Raw genomic sequence first — 21,836 nt, forward strand, 5'->3', positions numbered from 1 at the left:
ATTTACGGTTTGTAATAAGGTGGAATAAACGCTTGCTATCGACTCTACGCCATCCTTATGACTCATCCCAACGAAGTTGCGGATATTTCTCTGGCAGCGAGAAACGTCTCAAGATATTGATGTCGATTGCTGCTCCGGAAAAACAACATTGAAACTCTGTCATTTTGAGCCAATGCGAAAACATCTCGTCCCCTCATTCTCCCCCATGATGACCTCATCAGCAATTCCGATGAACAGTCCGTGTTCGACCATTCCCTTCATTTGGGAAAGCTCATGGGCGAGGCGTTCTGGCTGATCGATAGATGCGAACTTGCAGTCTAGAATATAGTTTCCATTTTCGCTCAAATAAGGTACAGGCGGTGTCCCAAAAGAGCGTAATTTCGCTTCGCCTCCCAAGTCCCTAAGCTTCTTCGCGATCTGGCCCCACATTAGCGGAATCACTTCGATCGGTAGCGCGTATGTGCGTCCGAGTACGCTTACTTGTTTTCTGGAATCCGTAATAATAACCGTTCTAGCGGAACAAGAGGCAACCAGTTTTTCCTTTAGCAAGTAGCCGCCTCCCCCTTTTATTAATCGCAGATACGGATCGAATTCATCTGCTCCGTCAACGGTAAGATCAATTTTTTCTGGAATTTGAGTTGTGATCAGTGGAATGCCAAGTAATGTACAGAGGCGCTCCGTCTCTTTGGACGTAGGCACGCCGGTTACTTGAAGCCCTTCTCCCACTTTCTCTCCGAGAAATTGGATAAAGTGGCTTGCCGTGCTCCCGCTTCCGATCCCGATTATCATCTTGTCTTCTACATAAGCCAGCGCCGTTAATGCAGCTAGCTTTTTTTCTTGTTCATAATTGGTCATCTGTCGTTCACCCACGCAAGCTAGTTGATTTTTTGATACAACCTCTTCAACGAACTATTTGGTCTTAACAAAGGCTTCCTCCTTCGTATCAACCACTTCGGCGATATATGCTTCATAGTGTAGAATACATTGTATTTTGTTCATATGTATAAAAGTATATTCAAACCCTTGTCGCGCCTTTCTTCCTATAAATATACGTTGGAATGTAATCCTGAAAACAAAAAGAGGCATGCCAGCGTTACATTCTGATGGCCGTGCCTCCTATGTCTGATTCTATTTGCTTTCTAATTCCCTAATCGCTATTCCTTACCCCGTGCCGCATACTTCTTCAGTGTTCAATTCGATTCCCCTCAAGGTCAATGAAGAATCAACTATTTTGATGAATTAAATCAATTCGTAACTTTATCAACCCTATTTGTCCATATATAGCCCTGAAATCCTGCTGGAATTTTTTCAAGGCTTTCTTTTGTATCAAATCCTTCTGACCATTTACCATTTCCCTCTACGATTACAACTCGCGTATTGACAGATTCCATTCTATCAATAAATTTATTTGGCCAACCCCATAAGAACTTCGCATAATTTAAAGGCAAATGAAGCTCCATATTATGCAATTCTTTCGGAATATATCCCGTCCAACCTAATAATTCGTATTTTAAAAGTGCGTTTTTCATCATTGTTTTCGTCAACAATTTCAACTCTGCATGTTTTGAACGTAAATAATCAAACCCTTCGCTATCTCCATCACCATAAACTGTTATTTTATCTAATTGATTCTTTGACAATTTGCTTAAATAAGAATCCCACAATACTTTTGTTGTTTCCATATCTCCATCTTTGTCATGAATTAAAAACTCTTTATTAGGAAAAGCTGCAAACACCTCATCTAAGCTTGGCATCATGCCAATGCCTTTGCCACGAAACGGATAGCTCTCACCATTATCAGCCGTATATCTAAAGCCGACATCTAGTTTCTTCAATTCGTTCATTTTATAATCTTTGACTTCACCTTTACCATTTGTTCTATACTCTAAAGTAAAATCATGAAAAACAGCTAATTGATGATCCTTCGTTAACTGAATATCTAATTCCACTACGTCAGCACCATGATCAAATGCTGCCTTCATAGAAGGAATTGTATTTTCTAAATAAGGGTGCTCAGGCGGATAAATGATTTCAGCTGTATTCGTATCATACTCTACCTGTGAAATATCAAAGGTTTGAGCCAACCCTCTATGAGCTAGAATCTTATAATTTGTATCTTTCGAGTAAAATAGACTCGAATTATTCATCCAAACCATAACAACCAAAAGGGTTATCCCCAAAATGATATATGTCTTTTTATTTTTTCTTTTTTTCATTGGTTATCCTTTCCTTCTTTTTCTTTTCTTACTTTAAAATGAATTTACAATGTCATATCCTTTTTATAAGAGTATTAGAACTTTAAATACAGTTCAATGTATAAAAATGTAATCTAGATAACGACTATCTGAAAAATCAATCTTAAAAAATCCGCTAATAGCGACTTTAAATAGGACCATGTTCTTGTCCCCCGACAAGCAGGTGTCAAAGTGGCATCATCAGATAGTTGAGATGAATTTTTATCATTGCCGATAAGTCTGATTGAACTAATCTATGCTCTTCACCTATAAATATCATTTACACATATTAAAAAACTTCTCATCTATTCAATCTTAAATGAGAAGTTTTAGCTGTGATGCATACCTTTACTGGAGATTTAAAAGTGTAAGCATGTCCAGTGGATGGTTGAACTTATACTTTGCTGGAATAGAATCCCCATGCTTACATCCCCACAAAGCTAGTCCAAAGTCAACACCAGCGTCTCTGGCACATTCAGAATCATAAATGGTGTCGCCGATGTATATGGATGCCCCAGATTTCGCCCCCGAGATATCCAGAAACTTTAGTAATGGTTCGGGATTAGGCTTGTGCAAGGTTGTATCATCTGCACATATTACATATTGCATATATTGATCAAGACCAAACGGAACAAAATCGTCGACAAATTCTTGTTTCGTCTTGGATGTGACTACCCCGGTAGAAAAAGAATGTTCTTTCAGACTCGCAAGCAATTGTTGAATACCTTTGTAAACATGGATTGTATGTTTATAATCCCCCATAAACTCATTCCAACAATGATTGGCATATTCGATGTCATTATCCTTAATGCCCAGTCGTTTCAAGGAGACAGAACCTGGTATCCCTAGCACAAAAGCAAGTTCTGAGAAGTCAACTTCCCGATTATAGTTAATCTTTAGCAGCTTCTGCAAGGATCTCAACACCGCTTGTTCTGTATTTATTAATGTTCCATCAATATCAAAAATAATTGTTGTATACATGGTTATCATCCTCCTTTGGCATATTTAAAAAGAACTCCTATTTGTATGCTAAAGTATGAAATCCATTTCAGGTCAATAGCTAAATTGATTCCGAAAGCATCTAACTTTGTTAAAAGACATATAGGTTCTTTAATATGTTAAAAATAAGGAAAACCTCCATCGCCACCGTTAGGAGAAATGTGGCCGAGGAGGTTTTTAACGTTAATTGTAGCCCAAATAGGCAACGACGGTGAAGTCACCTGGTGAGCTTAAGACAAGTCTATACTGTCCGTCGGGTTGATTCGAAGCCAAAGGAATCTTGAGACGTGCATATTGACCAGCCGGAATGGTATTCGTCGAATTACTCCCTACCAGCACATCTCCGGTCGGGGTAACCCGGTACAGATTAAAATTAACCCCGAGGCTGATCTGCCCGTTGTTTATGAAGTTGCCTTCGATATAAATATTGCCATGTGCTTGAACCGGCGCCCAAGTATTGTTGCCTGTACCCGGTCCGCTTGAGGCGGCCAAACCAGTGGAAGCAAAACTGAACAGCAGGACAAACATGAAAACGATAGACGCGATTTTTCTTTTCATACCATCTCAAGCTCCTTTTTTCGTAGAGTGAACTCGACAAGCACTTCTTTGTACCAGATGGTAGAGTCATTGCATGGAATCCACTCGATCGAATCTATCATGAAAAATAATCCCGCCGCTCTTTGCAAACGGCGGGATTCCAGCTCTTTTAAAGCCTGCGTTTACGGTTGCAGCTGCCAGAGCGCGGGCACGTTGCTCGGCTCCCAACCCGGCAAGGCGGTATGGTTCTGGAGGCATTTGTACACCTTGCCATTATAAGATACGAGCGCATTGACCGCATAAGCGGTATTTGGAGCCCATGGCGTTGCACTCGGACCGTCAGGCGTTGACACCGTCACGGCATTGCTGTCACCAGATTCGTTGTTCGACGGGTCGTAAGCGCGAACCGTAAACGTATATTGCGTGTTCGGCGACAAACCGGTAACGACCTTCTCGGTTGCCGTACCAGTGACAGTAGCGATCACCGTGCTGCCGTTGTAAATCCGGTAACCAGCGATGCCGGAATCATCTGTGGATGCATTCCACATCAACGTAACTGACGTAGATGTCGGGGTGCCCATCACATGCAGGCCGGTCGGATTGGTCGGCGGCGTCACGTCAACCGGTAATTTCGTAGTTGTAAACTGGACACTATTGCTGAGCGGTGACCGATTACCGGAAGCGTCGAACGCCTTCACAGCTAGATTATAAGTCGTGCCTGCCAATAGATTGGTGAGATTGGCGCTCGTCTGATTGCCAGGAACCGTGGCGATGACATTGACGCCGTTGTACACCTCATAACCCGTGACGGCAATGTTGTCTGTCGAGGCCCCCCAAGTCAGTGTAGCGGTCTTTGTGCCAACGTTGCTTACGGCCAAATTAGTCGGCGCCGTAGGTGCAACGCTGTCGCCAGGACCGAATTGGGCATCGATGACGATGTACCAGGCATTTTGGGTATCCGCGATATCCCACACGCCGAGGATAACATGGTAGCCATCTCTTTGCGGCACATTGCAGGTTTGGGTTAACGTGGCCGGCGGCTGCTGGCCATTCCCGTTAATCGTGCAGAACGGAGTCAGATCAAACTGGGCGCGGGTCAACGGTGCATTGGGATTCCAATCCGGCTTGGTGATGAAATACCGGTAGCTTGTCGTGGCATGACGAGCGGTAAAAATCCAAGTAAAGTTGTTGGTACCGCTCTTCATGCTCACCTTGTTCCAGCGAGTAGCTGATTGCTGGTCAAGCGGAGCGAAGCCAGCAAGACCGGCGCTGGCGATTTTGCCGTCAGGGGGTCCGGCAGCAGGAAAACCTTTCGGCCCCTCTAGGCTCTGAGGCTCATAGACGATCGGGCCGCAGTTGGTATTTAATCCGTTTTTACACTGGATCGCCCGGCTGGCCGGATCATTAATATATCCGTGGGCTGACAAGGTCTTCGAGAACGCGAACATACAAGCGAACACGAGCAGCAATCCGCCTCCAATCAGCGTTAATCGCTGGATGAAACGGGAATCCAAACGGGTTTGAAACATCATCACATTACCTCCCATGATTTGGTTTGGTCATAATGTGCCTTCGTTTTTCGACACCTTCTTTACCTCGATCTTGTGAGCTGCCTCCTCTCTTGAATAGGATCTTGCCTAAGCTGTGCACAACCGTTAACGTGCGGGCATCCACTCCTTCTTAAACCGATTTATACAAACTCCTTAGAGCTTATATACTCGTACAAAGTCATGAAAAACAATACCTAATCACATCGTGAGAAGCATAGACAAGCGGGTTGGAAATCTACGTAGGAAGGGGAAATTAAGCGTGAGCAACTCTGCTCACAAAATAGAATCAGCTAGTAAACTGCTGATGAACGCTGACATTCATAACGCGCAATTAATTGGGGATCAAAAACCAAGTAAGTACGCCTATGGGTAAAGCATGGAGGGGATTGGAATCATGTCTCAATATGGAGGAATTTATACAGATAAGCATAATAGAATTTCGTCTCAATTGGAGTCGTGTTATCGGAGTGTCATGAATTAGCACTTTTCTTTAAGGGATTTTCCCTCTGAACAATAAGACTTAAATAATACCGCTTTTATTTTTTATGCAGGTATCTAATCGGCTATGAATACAAGTTCTTATCCTTAGCTCGGGACATGAACTTATACCATTAAAACAAAAATCCGCTCCTGTAAAGTTAAAGATTAGTTCCTCTAATAAGTGTGGAGTGGTTGGAATCATCAAGGTATGTTACAAGGCTAATAGATGTTAGCACAACACGAGGAATCTCCTATATAGGCATCTGCACAATCATATAGTTATTAACCTACATACTATACATACAGGATATTTGACGTTACGAATAATACGTTATCTTTATAAAGCAAAAGGAGGTATTGTAATGACAAATTTTTATTCTTTTCACGGGACTATCACTATGATTAATGATTTTTTTACAGGTCAAAATGGCGAAGGATGTTATAAATTAATATCTGTTGACAACGGGTTGGGGGAAATCGTAAATTTCGTGGTGTCGCCCAAGACCTATTTTGTAAACCATGTAATGGTGTCAGTGGGAGATCAAGTGACTGGATATTATGACGGTAATGCACCTGCGCCTCTAATTTACCCTCCACAATATCAAGCAATTGTCATGGTAAAAAATAGCCCCTATCAGAATGTAAAAGTAGATTATTTTAATACTGAGTTGGAGAGTAGTGATGGACAATTACGATTAATCATTTCTCCATATACTCAAATCATACTAACAAATGGGCAACACTTTTCAGGAACCCCTGCGAACCGAGATCTAATTGTTATTTATGGACCTACCACAGTAAGTATCCCCGCCCAAACTACACCCTATAGAATTGTAGTTTTGTGTTTGGGGGCATTATAGAAAATTCCTGTTGTTACCTTCTTGGCCAACAGATTCTTGATAGAGGTCAGCGTAAGTTTTTGTATCTTTGATTAGACCGTCGCAGAAAGCTGCTACGTCACTGCCCGTCACTTCCAGCACGCCTTTCCCCAAGACTGCTCCCTCTTCAAAAAGATCGATAATCCCCGAAAGCAAATCCCGTCCCCTCGGTTAGCTCAAGTGGGCCGACCTTAAAGAGATATTTTTGAATGTTCTAAACATCGATTCTGTTCTCTGCTGAAAGGAGTCACTCAAACCAGAGAATAAACACAAAGAGGCCTAAAGTATACAGCCTCCTAGTAAGTAGAAATGCTAAAACCTTAAGCCTCTTTGCTATAAGGATTCTATTCGTCTCAGTAGCGAGTCTATGATCTAACCAGGAGCATACTCAATGAGCGTTCCATTATCCTCCTCCTCTATCTCTATCTGAGATGACAGATGAGCTAAGTCCTCTTGCGTTTAAATAGCAAGTACATGAAGAATGGAGCGCCAATGCCTGCTGTGAATACGCCAGCCGGAATATCCAGCGGCTGAAAAAGCATTCTTCCTGCCAAATCCGCCAGCAATAGAATAATCGCACCTATAAACGCGGATACCGGGATGATCAGCTTGTAACAATTTCCGACCAGTCTTCTGGCAATATGCGGTGCCATTAATCCGATGAAAGAGATCGTACCGGCTGCACCAACCGCTGCGCCGGCAAGCGCAACACTATAAAATAAGAGAATCATCCGGCTGAGTTGAAGCCTATTTCCAAGGCCTCGAGCGACATCCTCGCCTAAAGATTGCACATTTAATTCCTTCGCCATCAGCAGTGACAAAGGAATGAATATCGCTACCCACGGCCAGAGCACTTCGATATAGGCCCAATTGGTACCATATATGCTTCCTGTCATCCAATTCAGCACTTGCGCGGCCAAATACGTCGGACCGCTAATGAGCAGGAATGTAGTGAGCGCCCCCATTGCGGTTGAAATGCCGATGCCGATCAGCACCAGCCGGAACGGCGACACCCCTTTTTTCCAAGCCAATACATAATTGAGGGTAGCCGTAACCAACGCGCCGCCGATCGCAATGAACGGTACCCAGTGAATGCTGTAGCCCGTCACGAAAGTCATGAAAGCAACCACTGCTACCGACGCACCACCCGTTACACCAAGCAAATCCGGAGAAGCTAGCGGATTGCGAATGACGCCCTGCAATAGCGCTCCGGCTGCTGCCAATGCTGCACCAATGAGAATAGCGGCTGTTATTCGAGGCAGACGGAACTGCATAATGATCAGGTTGCTGGCTTCCGCATTTCGCCCGACAAGAGAAGCAAGCACCTCTTCTAGAGGAACACCAACTCCACCGACCGATAAACTAAGAAGTGACAAGGCAGCAACGATAAAGGTTAAAGCGATAAACATGATCGTATATTTGGCTGTACGCGGGTTAAGCATGCAATTTCCTCCTGGCCACATGAATCAGAAAGGGAACTCCGACAATCGCCGTTGCGACGCCTACCGGAACTTCTTTGGTTTCTAGAATAAAGCGTGATGCTAAATCTGCAGTCACTAGAAGGATTGCACCAACTAGTGCGGTATAAGGAAGCAGCCACTTGAAATCATGTCCAATGATGTATCTGCACAAATGAGGAACAATAAGCCCGACAAAAGCGATCGGACCAGCTGCTGCTACTGAGCTCCCAGCGAGTAGTACGATTGCCGCAGCTGATAGGACACGCACCAGAGTCAACCGCTGTCCTAAGCTTCTTGCGCTATCGTCTCCAAGCGCCATAATATTTAAAGAGCCCGCCAATAGGAATGAGATAGCTAACCCTATTACCATATAGGGCAGTACCATCAGCAAATGTTCTACATTTCTTCCTTCCACGGAGCCGATCATCCAGAACAGGGCAGATTCAAGCGACTGCTTATCAATAAGCATAATGCCGGATGTAATAGAAGAAGTGAAAGCAGCCATACAAGCGCCAGCCAAGGTCAGCTTCACTGGCTCGAACCCGCCTCCTTGCAGGCCTAGCGTATAGACGGCCACTGATGTTGCGATCGCGCCTGCGAAAGCTAGCCAGACCATACCGCTCATCGTTAACGAGGAACCGTATGCGAGCAGCCCGATGACAATAAATAGCACTGCCCCTGCATTTACGCCAAAGACAGAGGGCGAAGCCAGTGGATTTCTTGTTAGAACCTGCATAATCGCCCCTGCTACGGCTAAGCTTGCTCCTACCAGAGCCGCAACTAAGGTTCGGGGTACGCGAGCCGTCGTCAGAATAAGATGCTCATTGGATCCGTCGAATTGACTGTAGGCCTGCCACAAGTCTTTCAACCCGAAGTGATGAAGACCGTACAATACACTGCACAACATACTAATCAGCAGCAGGATCGCGCTGACAGCTAGGCCGGCGAGCTTCCGCTTGCTGCTTCGCGTGAGGAAAGAACCATTCATGTCTGCACCGTGCCTCCTTTTCATTGGCAGCCTTAACAACGAAACTGCCAAAATCGCCAACAAGCTGACGCGAATACAGCGTCAGCTTGTTAATTCGATACGCCTTAATTACTTTACATCAAAGTACTTAACAAGTTCATCCAGCAGCAGATTGGCCGCTTCATATCCGCCTGCTGAGTTCCATATGGCTTCATCGACTTGAATAATTTTGTTGTTCTTGGTAACACTCAAGTTCTGGAACAGCGGATCTTTTTTCCATTCCTCTACCACCTTCGCCGCATCGTTCTTGCCCGGAACCTCCGATACGAAGTAGAAGAGCACATCGCCGTCCATGCTAGGTATCGTTTCCTTGGACATAACCTCCATAAAGGAGTCTTTATCCTGCGATTCTGGGCGGGCAATACCTAATTGGCTCAATAGCACACCGGAGAACGTTTGCTTCTGATAGATACGAACTTGTTTGGCAGAGAAGCGGGCCACTGATACTTTCGTTTCCGCTTTGCTGCCCAGTTTTGCCTTGACTTCCTCGACACGTTTGTCAAAGGCCGCCATCTTTTGCTCTCCTTCTGCCTGCTTGTTTAAAGCTTCGGAGTAGAGCTTGAAATTGATTTTCCAATCTCCCGCCAGATCTTCGGAGAATATCGTGGGAGCAATTTGCTTTAATTGGTCGTAAATTTTCTCTTGTCTGACCTTATTGCCGATAATCAGATCCGGCTTGAGGCTCGCGATCAATTCAAGATTCGGCTGCAGCTCGTCTCCGACAACGGTGACCCCTTCCATCTCTTGCTTGATATGGTCGTACCAAGGATCGCCAATCCAAGACTGAACGGCTCCGACTGGTTTAATGCCAACTGCCAACAGCGCCTCCGTTCCTTCATTGGTCAATATAACAATACGTTCAGGGGTACCGCTGAGTGTTTCTTCCCCCATCGCATGCTTAATTACTCTTGTCTCATTGCTTGCAGCCGGACTTGTGGAAGCTGCTACGTTATTACTGGGCGAGCCACTGTTTGCCGATGTGGCGTTCGTTCCTCCTGTTGTGCATGCGCTCAACAAGAGGGTGAAACAAAATAATAAGGTTGCTGCCATTGCTGTTCTCGACTTTCGATACATCGGTAATACCCCTTCTCTCTTTTTATGATAATGATTCTCATAATCATTATCAATATAACGTTGCTGTCTTTTAGCAGCAATGGGATATCTGGACACGACGGATGGATTATTTCGACGCTGCTCCTGCTGCAATGCAGCTTCTTTAAAGCTAGTAGGAGAAGCACCTTCGTATTTCTTGAAGATACGGCTAAAATAATAGCTGTCGGTATAACCTACGCTCTCCGCAATTTCCTTCAAGGTGAAATCTGTGGAAAGAAGTAACTGCTTCGCCTTGCTCATCCGTAATTGAATCAAATAATCGATCGGGCTTGTTCTAACTTGCTTCTTGAAGACGCGCAGCAGCTGTCTGGAGCTGCAATCAAGGTGTTCAAGCAGCGTCTCGAGCGTAATCGGCTCCTGATAGCGCTCATGAATATAGCGTACCGCTTGGGCCACGAGGTCAGGCTTGACGGCTATGACATTCTGTCGTTCCATTTGCTCTAGTATTTCATAGACCATTTGATAAAATATCGCTTTAACTTGAAGTTTCTCTATGAAATCCGAATGATGCCACTCCTTGCTCATGGCGGTGACATGATGGAAGACGGAGATCGGGTAATGAGGCTTGAACACATATTGCATTTGAAACGGATTGTGATCCTCTATCAACTTGACCGTTTCTTGACGGGCTGGCAGCGCCAGCACCGCTTTATATAAAATCATATAATAGTCCAGGAGCTCATCCGCAGTAATATCAAGATAGACTCCCTTGCCTCCATGGATCAAGGAAAACCGGCTGACGTGGTGTGCAATGCCGTCCAGCTGGAGCTGTGCGCTGCCTCTAATTACATATAAGAAGGCGCTTGAGGGCATTCTGTACGCATGCAACTCCTCGCCTTGCTTCATTATTGTATGCCGTACATCTATAATCTTGATGAATGCTTGGTTCCATAGTAAAGCTTGCTCATTCAATTTCACCGTCTTGCTCTCCCCTTCACTTTCACTCTGTGTTGAAAGATATATACCCCCATAATATATGATATTGATTATCATTTGCAATGATAATTGCATACCTATTTTCTAGCGTCAAATCCTTCAATAAGCCTAGTCTATCTGTCACAATTTTTTTGTTTCTGCATCATCATTCGATCATGTAAGTGTTTATAAATGGATTTGCAAATCAGCCCAGTATTTTTACCCACTACCTATAATTATTGATGCTACAATCAGTACGCGTTTTCATATTTTCTGAGCAATGAATTTTTTGAATCCAGCAAAATACCGCTCAGATGCCTCCCAGCGCCTCAGATCCAATAAGGACATGTCCTGCATGCCATATTGATCAGGTGGCTGATAATGCCGTGAAACATAATTTCCATGATCCAGTGAATAAAAATAATACGCTCCATCAGGAGTTCTGATTTCAATCCGGGCATTCAGGTAGTCTCCATCTTCGTCTGTACGCGCTTGACGGTGAGATCACCTTGAACAATCGATTCTCCATGATTGTAGGAGCCGCACAATATTTCCTCAATCATCAGATTACCCGATACATAAATTTCCTGACCGCCAACAGCTATATTTTTCGCACGCAAATTACCTGTGACCATAAGACTTATGGCCCCATCTGTTTCTTTATTATAGAGATTGTCTACCGTAAAATTTCCATCAATAAAAATGAGGATAACCTCTTTTTGATGTGGAATGTCGTATTTTCATGAAATAATCAGGGGTTGAAATTGAAATCAATCGAGATGAGATTTGTAAGTATTTCTGTGAAAGAAGTAATGAAGGAGCTAAATATCAAGAGTGAGGATCAGCTGAAGGTCTGGATGAAGTGGTATTTAGAAGATGCGTGTACACGTTCAGGCTTATCAAAATGCTGGAAAAGGAAACGGCATTACGATGAGCATGTCCCGAACGGGTGCGCCCGCCCTCGTTGAACAGACCGTTAAAGCTCTATCCCATAAGGGATGGACCTGCTCGCATTCTAAACTAGGGATCACCAAACATCCCCTCGAGTTGAGGGGATGTTTTATTGCAATGCAGTATGTCTGTCTCTCCTAATCTTTCCTACAAACGCTAATGATCGATGGAGATAACGGAGAGAACGGCGTTTTATCCCAGTCAGCATATTGATGTTCCACGCGAAAGCCGTGACGAGTTAATAAAGTATGCAGCGTATTCTGATCCGTGAACCGACAAGCAATTCGGGAAGTCGTTCGCTTATCCCCCCAATCACGCATCGTGACCCAATGCATGATTTGCTGGCTAGCATCGTAACGTTGTGTGCCAGACACCTTGACAGTATTTCCATCCTTATCAATAAATGATCCCCATTCTGTTTCCTCTTCATCGGATAAATCCGTTCCCTCCGGATTACGAGTCTCAAATGCAAAGATTCCGTGGGGTTGTAAATGTTTGTGAACGGTCGTGAGCAAATCGATCTGATCTTGCTCACGTAAGAATGCCTGAAATGCATTGCCAGTCAAATAAATCATCGAAAATCGCTTGTCCGATTCGAAAGTACGGGCATCGCCTTCCATAAAAGTAACAGGCAACCCCTCCGCCTTCAACCGCGCATATGCGAGCATCTCTGATGAGATATCTACACCAGTCATCGTTATGCCGGCTTTTGCCAGGGGGATCGTTGTTAAGCCTGTACCACAAGCAAGTTCTAACACTTCTCCAGGACTCGATCTAGCAAGCTCAAGATAGAACTGATATTTGTCCATTTCACCGCCAAATTCAAGATCGTAATTTACGGGATCCTGATATTCTTCAAGATTGCTATGCTCAATCAACGCCATTCCCTCCTCTCATTATTTCATCAAGTACTCTAAAATTTGACTCACATTGGACTCCACACAGTTTATGTGCGTATGTATCGTGATTTCTGGGTGCACCGGCGGTTCATAGACATCAGAAATACCCGTAAATGCTGTTATCTCACCTTTTATTGCTTTTGCATATAAGCCCTTCACATCTCTGCGCACACAATCCTCTAAGGGACAATGCACATACACTTCAACATATGGCTCCAGCTCTGCTCGCGCATAGTCTCGCATTTCCAAATAGGGTGCAATCATGGAAATGATCGTCGTAACACCATTGCGGTTCAGCAGCTTGCTAATATAGACGGCACGGCGAATATTCTCCATTCGATCTTCTCTACTGAATCCAAGCTCTCGTCCAACCATTTGTCTAAGTTCATCGCCGTCCAAGCATTCAACCCTAACGCCTCTTTCCTGAAGAGCCGCTGACAAAGCTAACGCCGTTGTCGTTTTACCAGAGCTTGGAATCCCTGTTAACCATATTGCTGTTCCTACCAATGCATAGTTCTCCTTTATGATAATATTGCGATCCGTTCGAGTGCACGTTCTCCGTAAATAGAATCGAACGACTGCTCCTCCATATGGATATAGCCTATATAACAATCACATTGCCTCATACGACACAAGAGTTCTTTAGAGATTCCATCAAGCCCATCTTTATACAAATTTCCGATTACTTGACGATCCTTATAGCAACGCTTTACACGCCCGTCTCCTTGAACATAAAACACATTTTTTCCGGCACGGCACGGCTTGTTCATACTGTCGTAATCCTTGGCATTTAGGACAAAATAGGGGTCCATATCGGTCAAAAATGCTGTATCCTCAGCAGAATAGTATGCTGGTTTATCTTTGTAGGCGTTCACCCACATATAAACATCATCAGGCAGTACCTTCCTTAATGAAGAAATGGAGTTGAACGCGCTCTTCACACCGACACAGCCTACACTGAACGGTATTTTTTGTTCATAAAGCTTGCCGCATTGCTGTAAAAAACGTTCTTCCTTCGTCTGCCCAGGATGATACGTTACCCAAAATGCAGCCGTAACCGGATTCAAATCGCCAGTCCAATCCAGCTTAGCGGATAAGTTGGTTTGTATAGCAACCTTATGAACGTGCTGCATGTGGGACAGCTTAACCATAGTTTCCCTGTACCAACGATGCGTAAGCCCTTCACCATAAGGGTTGAAAAAAATTGACAGCTGATGCCCGCTTCCTTCTTGCTTCGTTACCCAATCGACAAATGTCTGCACTTGCAGCCGATCCTTCGCCAATGTCTCTGGACTATCCGTGTTCTTGCTAAAAGGACAGTAAGGGCAGTCATAATTGCATGAGCTCAAGCTCCCACGAAAATAAATCGTCGCTTTCATGATAGTACACAGCTTTCCATACGTGCCCGAATATCCGGAGAAATGAACCAATCTCCTATGGAATCGGAGTACATAAGCCCTTCATCCGTCAGCCGAAGCACCTCATGCTCGATAACAGCAAGATCCGTATGCACAAGCAGATTCAACTCGGGATAATCGACGAGAGATGACGTTCCGAACCGCTCCACGTAGCTGCTCAATGCCAAGCCTTCCGTATGAAGCAGCGCTTTTAGTATAAAGCGTCGCTGCTGGTCATCCTTGCTTAATACAATGCCATAATCTGCATAGGTGTAGTCGGCTGAAGCCACGTAGTCGGCAATGATGCTTGCTGTAGCTGAACGACCTACACTGTATCGCGAGGAGTAATGAACCTCTCTTGTGTAAGAGCGTGCGCCACAGCCAAGTCCAATCATGCCCTCCTCCTGACAACCATACGGAAGCAATGATTTTTTCGAAATCGCATCTGCTTTGGCAAATCTGCGCATCGAGTACTGGGTATATCCATGTGCAAGCAAACGATCCCGCGCTGCACGATAGAAGCTTACCCTCTGATCCTCGCCACTCTGCCTTATCTGCTCTGGCTTTACAATCGTGTGCTCGCGCGTATATAGCGGATAAATAAATAACTCCTCTGGGTCGTAAGACAACGCCTTATCCAGCGAATATATCCATGAATCATGGGTTTGACCGGGAAGGCCATAAATCAAATCCAGATTTAGGATTGGAAATTGGTACAACTTGAGCTGCCTCAGAGCTCTTTCGACTTCCTGCGGCTTCTGGGGACGATAGATCGCGTCCGCTTCAAATTCTACGAAGCTTTGAATCCCCATACTGACCCGATCCACCTGCCTGCTTTTTAAAATATTCAAGCGTTCGGTGGTTATCGTCTCGGGGGATGTTTCTACCGAGATGGAAGCTTGGGCTGGATTCATGCCCATCACATGTTGAGCAATATGAAACAACCGATCCAGCTGGTCAGGTTCGAGTAAAGTCGGCGTACCGCCTCCAATAGCAAATCTAGCAATCGGCTTATTCGGAATAAGTGGAGCCCATTGTGCAGCTTGTCTCTCCAAAGCATCCACATAATTGGTATGTACGTCGGCTCTCTTGTCAGGCAACGTGAATAAATTGCAAAATCCGCAGCGTGCTCCACAAAACGGGATATGCATATATAAAAAGAGTGAATCTGCCTTTTCCTCGCTCCACAGTTCGGAAAGCGGCAGCTTCCTCTCCAATTCTCGATAGGAAGTTTTGTGTGGATAAGCGTATAGATATGATCGGTAAGGCTCTGATGTGAGGTTTTCCTTCCAACTGCGCAGAGCCTCCGAATTCTGGATGATATCCGTGTAATTAGGGTAGACCGTATGGCTCATCATGTTCTCTCCTCTCACCTTACAAAATAAATTCGCGATAAGGCACGTTCCACACGACCTCATGCGCTAGCCTATGGCCGTTGTAGCCATCTTCACCGAAGGCGGTGCCATGATCAGAGAACGCCATGCAAAATACAGGCCGTTCCCGTTCTCTGAATGCCTGAAATAATCGACCAAGCTCACCGTCAACATATCGAAGTGCTGCGCGCTGTGTCTCTAATGAGTCTTTCTTTGCTCCTGGTACAAAATAATGATTGGGCCCATGAATCGCTGATACGTTCATAAATAGAAACAGTCGTTCTGTCTGATTCGAATTATACAGGAGCTTGATGGCATGGTTCACCTGATGCTCTGTCGAGCGTTGATTTGTAACCCCAAAGGTCATCCGCCAATAGCTTTCTTGGAAATAGCTTGGAAGAACTTTGGCTAGCGGAACCTTTTTGGTAAAGAAGATGACTCCGCCTATACAAATCGTACGGTAGCCTACAGCTTGCAATCCAGATACGATATCCGTTGTATCAAATTGCCATGTATACGGATGTGTCTTTAATCCCGTATTTTTCGAATGAAACAACCGAACATGCTCTGCCTTATTTGTCGTAGCCGGAGTTGGCAGAAATCCGCCAAAGAAAGCATGATGAGCTGCATAAGTGAAGCTGCCTGGAGTATGTCGCTTTTCCCAATGTCCGCTCGCGCACAAATTCGGACAGTTTGCTTCCTCCAGCACAGCGGCGTCATATCGCAGTGTATCCAGCGTAATCATGAGAATATCGTGACTGCCTACAATTTCATTCATGTTAAACATCGTGGTGAGCCTCTTCCATTTTAGATAGTCGTAGAGAGTGTAGCCATTCTCATTTCCCATTCATAGGGATCATGTCCTTCATAATGACTATGGTACAGTAAATCTCCGAACGGATTAACATCCAATACATAAGGTCTATAGGAACCGCTGCTCAATAACACATCTATGCCTGCGACGGTTGATCGTGGAAATACCGCTAACGTTTGTTCAGCGCATTGTCGCACGGCAGCTTGAAGATTGTCAGACAAGCCGATTTCATCCAAGCTCATTCGATCACTATCAAGATGCAGATTCGTTATAGGTGTTCTGCTTACCCTTACAATACTGTGACACGCTTTACCTGCTACGACAAGTTGCCGGATATCAAAGGTGCGATCCCGATAAGACGCTTTTGGAATCCATTGCTCTACATGAGCGCCATGTCCCAATAACCAGTTGATGATTTGGCGAATGACTTGGCGTTCTTTATAGTTCACCAGCTTTTTTACGTTATAAAATATAGGAGGTCTACGTAGATAGTTCTCCACACCTATCGTAGTCACGGCCGACTCTGCACCTGTAATGGGGTTTACCTGATACGCGATTACACCACATGCGCCGGAACCCGTTGCTAGCTTAATAAATAAACGATATATCCGCTCTTTTGCCATAACATCCCGAAGTGTATTGTAATCCAGTATGGCCTCCGGTGCAGCTAATCTTCTAGGCACGGGTAATCCAGCTGATGATAAGATCTGGTGAGTATACCTTTTATCGAACATTGCGGCTATATCCTCGGGAGCATTCATCCATCGTGGCGTATTCCACAGCTGTGCTGCCTCCCTGTCCAGTTGAGATAACAGCTTGCAATACCCACGAAACCATTGGGAAGGATGATACAGCTCTCCCTTATTCTCCTCCAACCCTTTGGCCATCCTTACCGAGATAGGCTGAACAACGCTCTTGTTATATCTAAGCCATCGCTCGTCTATATGGGTGTTGGCCGAATCAGGGGCGCCAAGTGCAATAAGCTCACGTTCCACTTCAAAATGTTCCCCGGGCGCGTCAAGCCGCAGCAATGGAGGTTCATCCAACGTTAGCCCCAAGCTATGTGCAACCGAACTCAAGGATACATTTCCCTGCAACACATCTAAATAATTCAAAACAAGAGCTGGGGGCAACCCCAGCCGAGTTCTTGCTGCTTGTAGTCCGGTTGTTCTTCTATTGCCGGAATTGCCAATGATAATCATCGATTTCATCGTTATTCCGTCAATGAAGGATAGCGATAATCCTCGTCTTCATCAGCATCCTGTTGATCGCTGATATCTACATTGAGGCCTGACTGCTTCCAACGATTCATCATTTCATCCGACATGTAATGATAGCTTAAATCAAGCGACTTCAGTTTCATTATCTTTTCACTATTGATAAGAGCTTCCGCTCCCTTATCTGTCAACGTCCCCATAGAAAGATCCAACGTATGTAGTTGATCAAGAATCGGTGCATCGGCTACTGCAATAGCGATTTCGTCTTGAATTTCACTGTCTTTGAGCCCAAGATAGGAAATCAGAGGGAATTTTCCAGGTTCAATCAACTGGAGCACATCCGCGAGACTTCCGTCAAATCCATACTCCTCTACCCCTAAATAAAGCTCCAGCTTCTTCAAATTTTTGAAACTGCCTTCACTTATGCTAGTAATGACGTCTGTTCCAAGCCCGCCGCAAATAATAGTAAGCTCCTCTAGTTTGTCATGGTGAGCCGGAACAAGACTAAGATCTGTGCTCCCTTTAATGGTGAGTGAGCGAAGCTCAGGATAAGCGGTTAGAATCGGCCCTAAATTAGATTGATTGATCCAAGAGACCTCACATTCTTCAGAGGACATATCACCAATAAATAAGCTTCTCACCTTCGGAAAACGGTCTTTCAACCGAACAAGAGCTTCGACAACTACACTGGAATCATCCTCATAGGCGCCGCCCCAGTCACCGATTATGAGACTTTCAAGTTGCAAGCTCTCATCCTTGCCTGCAAGCTCCTCTATTAAATCTATGATTTTGACACCATCCTCATATTGATCATAATCGACAGATAGTTTACATTCGGACATAACATTACCTCCTGAAAATGAATACTAACTTGTTCATTATAATAGCCACACTTGTAAGTATCAAATGTTTCCAATCCATAAATATCCCCTAAAATAATTGCCTTGCGGAAGGGATCCGACAGCCGTATCTCTTTCTGTGAAAGCCAAAATTGCATATAACTAATTCCTTATGTTCTTGTCAAATGAAAATGACAACGAGTGTTATTACCTCGCTGAAATCTGCTCATTTCATTTGTAATTTATTTTGTTCCATACATCATGAGCATCCTCCCAGTTTCTTTTGCAAGAGCAATATAAATGACACCGCCAAAAGATCCCGGAGGAAGAGTTCCCTCGATAATCCAAGCTTCTGCAATAGGGTTATAGCTGATAGCAAAGGGTGTTTCCTCCAAAAAACGGGGATAATGCTCTGCTAAATAGGGGAAGATTGCCGTTGCAACTGCATGTACATCTGTAAGCTCACCAAAAGCAGTTTCATCTCCAAACCGATTATCCTGGAGAAGAGTGTCGCGATCGGCGAAATAGAGCTCAAACCTGCCATATAAATTCTCATCATCCAAATCACGTTCTACAAAGCCATATTCAATAACTTTTTCCTTTTGATAAACATTGCTTTTACTCTTTTTCTTATAGTCGGCCCGTACGGTGATTTGATTAACTCGAAGACGGTCGCGTTCTTGCTCCTGCTCAGCTATTATTTGCTCCAAAGCATCCATAAAGCTCATTTTGATTCACCCTCTGTTCCCATTGAACTCCTTTTCAAAAGCATGAATGCACTTGCCCTCTTTGGAAGTGTCCAAGACTGCAAAACGAATTTCCGAAAATAGGTATCCTAAGCCTTCATCCTTCAGCAGCTCCCGCCACCATCCTGCTACCTTCACCGGGTCATTCCGGAAAACACCGCAGCCATAGGCACCCAAAATGAGGTTTTTATCGCCTTTTTGGGCGAATATGGCTAAGGCCAGTCGCATCCTGTCTTTCATCATACATTCCGCTTTCCGGGGATCCTCTCCCTTAAGCAGAACCTGCCCATAATTCACGGCGGGCAGAGTCAATACTGAAGCTGTCACCGGCCGCTCTATAAGATCAAACCGCTGGTTACGGAAAAACACTACGTCCGGGGAATAGATAGCGTGATTCGTATACATCATCGATTTGCAGGCCCGATTAGCCTTATAATAACGTTCATTGCGCAGCTGTGTTTCATATAATCCGCTGGAGGCCGCCAGGCTTTCTTCTTGAGCCATCGCCCCGTTTAAAAATCCACCTCCGGGATTTTTTGCGCTAGCAAAGTTTAACACGCTGGCGCGCCCTTTCCCTAGCTCCGCAAAATCCAAGATCGACTTTACTGTGGTCTCGTTGGCGACAGAATAAACGGGTTCTTGCGGCAACTTAGGCAGCTCGTCAATTCCCCGAACCAGTTTCTCTCCCAGTTCCGGTGTAATCAGCTCGCTATTTGCCTCGGATTGCTTTTGTGCAGTGGCGAATTCTACCCGCCGCCCCTTATATTCATAGAAGCCTTGCCGCTGTATTCGTAATGTTTCCTCAGCAATTTCTTTTCGTTTCATTTCATTCCCTCTTCTTTCATCAATAACAAATCCGGTAGATGTTAATCTCGCAGTAATTCGTCTCTCACTTCGGTCAGCACAAATCCGAGTAGGTTCTTACCACGCCATTTTAGTGGATTCTCCACATCCGGATTGGACTGTCCCATGCCGATTCCCCAAATGCGATCCCGTGGGCTGGCTTCGACGAGAATACGGTTTTTCGTTGACTTAAGATATTCGCCAAGCTTCGGATTCTGCGAAAATTTAGCCAAATTGCCTCTTTTAACGATGCCATAGCATTCGTTGTCCCAAATGTCCTTGTCGAAGTTTCCAACTGCACGCCCGTAGGCTTTCATCTCCTTAGGATGCTTAGCTTTAAGAATCGCGTCCAACATTTCGCCATCTCCAAAAAGTCTTGCTTTCTCGGACATCATAAACTGCTCGACACAGGAATACTCGTGTCCCTCTACCACGAAAGGGCTCATCCACCATTGGCTAAAACAGCTTTTGTCAACCCCACCGTATTTTGGCGGTGTATGGCCCCAGAAGAAGACAAACTTGAACGTTTTACCTGCAATATATGCTTTTCTTAACTGCTCGATATTGTATATCATCATCATCGATATTCCTCCAAATTTCTTCGAAACAAGCGGGAGGGACGGTGTCCCGCATTTTCAGTATAATGATCGGTCTCCGCTACAAGATGCGCCACTTTACGCCGGAAGGCGGCTTTCAATAATTCTTTGTCCAAGATCACCTCGTAAACCTGCTGCAGCTCCGTCAAAGTAAAGAGGTGCGGCATCAAGTGCAGCGCAATGCCGGTATAATTCACTTTCCCCCGCAGTCGCTCAATAGCGCAGGCGATAATCTTCGCATGATCAAAAGCCAATCCGTGATTTGATACGATGGAGTAGGAGGTCGACGTCGAGGCCGGCTTTGACGTCATCGTCCATTCCACAACTGCCGTAAGCTCTTCCTCTTCGCTGCTTAGCTTGAGCTCGTATTCCATCGTTTTCACAAACCCATCCTCAATAAACTCTCTACGCTCACGCAGGAGCCGATAGGTTGCCTTGAACCAGGCTGCGCCGACAGCGTCATCCCCTGCTTTCAGCTGTACCTGATCGCTGTTAATTAAGGCCATGTAGCTGCAGCTCATCACCCAGGTGCGCGGATCCCTTCCAACATCGCTGAAGGTGTACAACTGCTCCAAATATATGTCATCCACACCGGTTTCCTCGCGCAGCTCCCTCACCGCCGCCTGCTCCGTCGTCTCATTCGGCCGGACGAATCCGCCCGGAAGCGCCCAACTGCCCAAGAATGGATGACCTCCGCGTCGAATGAGCAATATACGCAGCTCTTTTTCCGGAAGTTTGCGGTAGCTGTCCACCTCCGTTTTCGTAACTGTGAAAATAACCACGTCCGCCGCCACCGAAGGCCGTTCGTAATCCCCGGCACGGTACTGCTCGAAAAATTCACGTTCCGTGAGTCCATCGCGATCCAACAAATTCAAGCGTCTTTACCTCCATTGTTATTTATTCTAGCGTGCAGCTCTCCGAAATGAGTTCCTCAACATTCTATTTATACTTAGTAACACTTTAATAAT

21 protein-coding genes and 1 pseudogene are annotated in these 21,836 nt (G+C 45.0%); 1 reads left to right on the forward strand and 21 read right to left on the reverse strand.

Annotated features, from left to right (window positions below; genetic code table 11):
- Positions 1-159: 159 nt before the first annotated feature.
- From rpiA to RQP50_RS16470, 5 genes are all read right to left on the reverse strand, one after another.
- Positions 160-855 carry a ribose-5-phosphate isomerase RpiA gene (gene rpiA, locus RQP50_RS16450; protein ID WP_315746068.1) on the reverse strand — a complete coding sequence of 232 codons (696 nt, stop codon included), beginning with the start codon at positions 853-855 and terminating at the stop codon, positions 160-162.
- Positions 856-1,244: 389 nt separating this feature from the next.
- Entirely contained in the window at positions 1,245-2,216 is a 972-nt protein-coding gene (locus tag RQP50_RS16455) for a glycerophosphodiester phosphodiesterase family protein (RefSeq protein ID WP_315746069.1), read from the reverse strand.
- 366 nt (positions 2,217-2,582) lie between these two features.
- On the reverse strand, positions 2,583-3,215 hold the full coding sequence (locus RQP50_RS16460) for an HAD family hydrolase (protein ID WP_315746070.1): 633 nt from the start codon (positions 3,213-3,215) through the stop codon (positions 2,583-2,585).
- A gap of 201 nt (positions 3,216-3,416) precedes the next feature.
- A complete protein-coding gene (locus tag RQP50_RS16465; protein ID WP_174810123.1) occupies positions 3,417-3,791 on the reverse strand; it encodes a hypothetical protein in 375 nt (124 codons plus the stop codon).
- A gap of 161 nt (positions 3,792-3,952) precedes the next feature.
- Positions 3,953-5,299, reverse strand: a complete 1,347-nt coding sequence (locus RQP50_RS16470; RefSeq protein WP_315746162.1) for a lytic polysaccharide monooxygenase — start codon at positions 5,297-5,299, stop codon at positions 3,953-3,955.
- Positions 5,300-6,162: 863 nt separating this feature from the next.
- On the opposite strand from RQP50_RS16470, the gene RQP50_RS16475 reads away from it, so the two are divergent.
- The gene (locus RQP50_RS16475) at positions 6,163-6,660 is read left to right on the forward strand and encodes a hypothetical protein (RefSeq protein ID WP_315746071.1); all 498 of its coding nucleotides are present in this window, start codon (positions 6,163-6,165) and stop codon (positions 6,658-6,660) included.
- Here the strand turns inward: RQP50_RS16475 and RQP50_RS16480 are convergent.
- The 16 genes and pseudogenes from RQP50_RS16480 to RQP50_RS16555 all read right to left on the reverse strand — a co-directional run.
- Positions 6,655-6,889 (reverse strand): annotated as a pseudogene (locus RQP50_RS16480) (DUF1048 domain-containing protein); the annotation flags it as partial. The gene RQP50_RS16475 and the pseudogene RQP50_RS16480 sit on opposite strands and share 6 nt — an antisense overlap.
- Before the next feature lie 232 nt (positions 6,890-7,121).
- Positions 7,122-8,120: a FecCD family ABC transporter permease gene (locus RQP50_RS16485; RefSeq protein ID WP_072729378.1), complete on the reverse strand. Its 999-nt coding sequence runs from the start codon at positions 8,118-8,120 to the stop codon at positions 7,122-7,124.
- Positions 8,113-9,126 carry a FecCD family ABC transporter permease gene (locus RQP50_RS16490; RefSeq protein WP_072729377.1) on the reverse strand — a complete coding sequence of 338 codons (1,014 nt, stop codon included), beginning with the start codon at positions 9,124-9,126 and terminating at the stop codon, positions 8,113-8,115. The genes RQP50_RS16485 and RQP50_RS16490 overlap by 8 nt, the downstream gene beginning before the upstream one ends.
- 108 nt (positions 9,127-9,234) lie before the next feature.
- Positions 9,235-11,196 carry an AraC family transcriptional regulator gene (locus RQP50_RS16495; protein ID WP_315746072.1) on the reverse strand — a complete coding sequence of 654 codons (1,962 nt, stop codon included), beginning with the start codon at positions 11,194-11,196 and terminating at the stop codon, positions 9,235-9,237.
- Positions 11,197-11,654: 458 nt separating this feature from the next.
- Positions 11,655-11,828: a hypothetical protein gene (locus RQP50_RS16500; protein ID WP_174811566.1), complete on the reverse strand. Its 174-nt coding sequence runs from the start codon at positions 11,826-11,828 to the stop codon at positions 11,655-11,657.
- Between the two features lie 453 nt (positions 11,829-12,281).
- Complete coding sequence (locus RQP50_RS16505; RefSeq protein WP_315746073.1) at positions 12,282-13,022, reverse strand: class I SAM-dependent methyltransferase; 741 nt, start codon at positions 13,020-13,022, stop codon at positions 12,282-12,284.
- A gap of 18 nt (positions 13,023-13,040) precedes the next feature.
- The gene (cysC, locus tag RQP50_RS16510) at positions 13,041-13,550 is read right to left on the reverse strand and encodes an adenylyl-sulfate kinase (protein WP_315746074.1); all 510 of its coding nucleotides are present in this window, start codon (positions 13,548-13,550) and stop codon (positions 13,041-13,043) included.
- 14 nt (positions 13,551-13,564) lie between these two features.
- A complete protein-coding gene (locus tag RQP50_RS16515) occupies positions 13,565-14,422 on the reverse strand; it encodes an STM4011 family radical SAM protein (protein WP_315746075.1) in 858 nt (285 codons plus the stop codon).
- The gene (locus RQP50_RS16520) at positions 14,419-15,795 is read right to left on the reverse strand and encodes an STM4012 family radical SAM protein (RefSeq protein ID WP_072729372.1); all 1,377 of its coding nucleotides are present in this window, start codon (positions 15,793-15,795) and stop codon (positions 14,419-14,421) included. Before RQP50_RS16520 ends, RQP50_RS16515 begins: the two co-directional genes overlap by 4 nt.
- 19 nt (positions 15,796-15,814) lie before the next feature.
- Positions 15,815-16,600: an STM4013/SEN3800 family hydrolase gene (locus RQP50_RS16525; RefSeq protein ID WP_315746076.1), complete on the reverse strand. Its 786-nt coding sequence runs from the start codon at positions 16,598-16,600 to the stop codon at positions 15,815-15,817.
- A gap of 20 nt (positions 16,601-16,620) precedes the next feature.
- Positions 16,621-17,838, reverse strand: a complete 1,218-nt coding sequence (locus RQP50_RS16530) for an STM4014 family protein (protein WP_315746077.1) — start codon at positions 17,836-17,838, stop codon at positions 16,621-16,623.
- Between the two features lie 2 nt (positions 17,839-17,840).
- Positions 17,841-18,686: an STM4015 family protein gene (locus RQP50_RS16535; RefSeq protein WP_315746078.1), complete on the reverse strand. Its 846-nt coding sequence runs from the start codon at positions 18,684-18,686 to the stop codon at positions 17,841-17,843.
- A 239-nt stretch (positions 18,687-18,925) separates the two neighbouring features.
- Complete coding sequence (locus tag RQP50_RS16540; protein WP_315746079.1) at positions 18,926-19,411, reverse strand: NTF2 fold immunity protein; 486 nt, start codon at positions 19,409-19,411, stop codon at positions 18,926-18,928.
- Between the two features lie 6 nt (positions 19,412-19,417).
- Positions 19,418-20,254, reverse strand: coding sequence for a TIGR02452 family protein (locus tag RQP50_RS16545; protein ID WP_315746080.1), 837 nt, complete (start codon positions 20,252-20,254; stop codon positions 19,418-19,420).
- 41 nt (positions 20,255-20,295) lie between these two features.
- Complete coding sequence (locus RQP50_RS16550) at positions 20,296-20,847, reverse strand: NADAR family protein (RefSeq protein WP_072729626.1); 552 nt, start codon at positions 20,845-20,847, stop codon at positions 20,296-20,298.
- Between the two features lie 2 nt (positions 20,848-20,849).
- Positions 20,850-21,743, reverse strand: coding sequence for an NUDIX domain-containing protein (locus tag RQP50_RS16555; protein WP_315746081.1), 894 nt, complete (start codon positions 21,741-21,743; stop codon positions 20,850-20,852).
- Between the last annotated feature and the right edge of the window lie 93 nt (positions 21,744-21,836).

Origin of the sequence: Paenibacillus suaedae (assembly GCF_032337355.1) — a bacterium.
Taxonomy (GTDB): domain Bacteria; phylum Bacillota; class Bacilli; order Paenibacillales; family Paenibacillaceae; genus Paenibacillus_B; species Paenibacillus_B suaedae.

What these genes read in the sequence shown, in the direction of transcription:
- rpiA (WP_315746068.1), bottom strand. Translation starts at nt 855, where the DNA reads ATGACCAATTATGAACAAGAAAAAAAGCTAGCTGCATTAACGGCGCTG.
- RQP50_RS16455 (WP_315746069.1), bottom strand. Translation starts at nt 2,216, where the DNA reads ATGAAAAAAAGAAAAAATAAAAAGACATATATCATTTTGGGGATAACC.
- RQP50_RS16460 (WP_315746070.1), bottom strand. Translation starts at nt 3,215, where the DNA reads ATGTATACAACAATTATTTTTGATATTGATGGAACATTAATAAATACA.
- RQP50_RS16465 (WP_174810123.1), bottom strand. Translation starts at nt 3,791, where the DNA reads ATGAAAAGAAAAATCGCGTCTATCGTTTTCATGTTTGTCCTGCTGTTC.
- RQP50_RS16470 (WP_315746162.1), bottom strand. Translation starts at nt 5,299, where the DNA reads ATGTTTCAAACCCGTTTGGATTCCCGTTTCATCCAGCGATTAACGCTG.
- RQP50_RS16475 (WP_315746071.1), top strand. Translation starts at nt 6,163, where the DNA reads ATGACAAATTTTTATTCTTTTCACGGGACTATCACTATGATTAATGAT.
- RQP50_RS16485 (WP_072729378.1), bottom strand. Translation starts at nt 8,120, where the DNA reads ATGCTTAACCCGCGTACAGCCAAATATACGATCATGTTTATCGCTTTA.
- RQP50_RS16490 (WP_072729377.1), bottom strand. Translation starts at nt 9,126, where the DNA reads ATGAATGGTTCTTTCCTCACGCGAAGCAGCAAGCGGAAGCTCGCCGGC.
- RQP50_RS16500 (WP_174811566.1), bottom strand. Translation starts at nt 11,828, where the DNA reads ATGGTCACAGGTAATTTGCGTGCGAAAAATATAGCTGTTGGCGGTCAG.
- RQP50_RS16515 (WP_315746075.1), bottom strand. Translation starts at nt 14,422, where the DNA reads ATGAAAGCGACGATTTATTTTCGTGGGAGCTTGAGCTCATGCAATTAT.
- RQP50_RS16520 (WP_072729372.1), bottom strand. Translation starts at nt 15,795, where the DNA reads ATGAGCCATACGGTCTACCCTAATTACACGGATATCATCCAGAATTCG.
- RQP50_RS16525 (WP_315746076.1), bottom strand. Translation starts at nt 16,600, where the DNA reads ATGTTTAACATGAATGAAATTGTAGGCAGTCACGATATTCTCATGATT.
- RQP50_RS16530 (WP_315746077.1), bottom strand. Translation starts at nt 17,838, where the DNA reads ATGAAATCGATGATTATCATTGGCAATTCCGGCAATAGAAGAACAACC.
- RQP50_RS16535 (WP_315746078.1), bottom strand. Translation starts at nt 18,686, where the DNA reads ATGTCCGAATGTAAACTATCTGTCGATTATGATCAATATGAGGATGGT.
- RQP50_RS16540 (WP_315746079.1), bottom strand. Translation starts at nt 19,411, where the DNA reads ATGAGCTTTATGGATGCTTTGGAGCAAATAATAGCTGAGCAGGAGCAA.
- RQP50_RS16545 (WP_315746080.1), bottom strand. Translation starts at nt 20,254, where the DNA reads ATGAAACGAAAAGAAATTGCTGAGGAAACATTACGAATACAGCGGCAA.
- RQP50_RS16550 (WP_072729626.1), bottom strand. Translation starts at nt 20,847, where the DNA reads ATGATATACAATATCGAGCAGTTAAGAAAAGCATATATTGCAGGTAAA.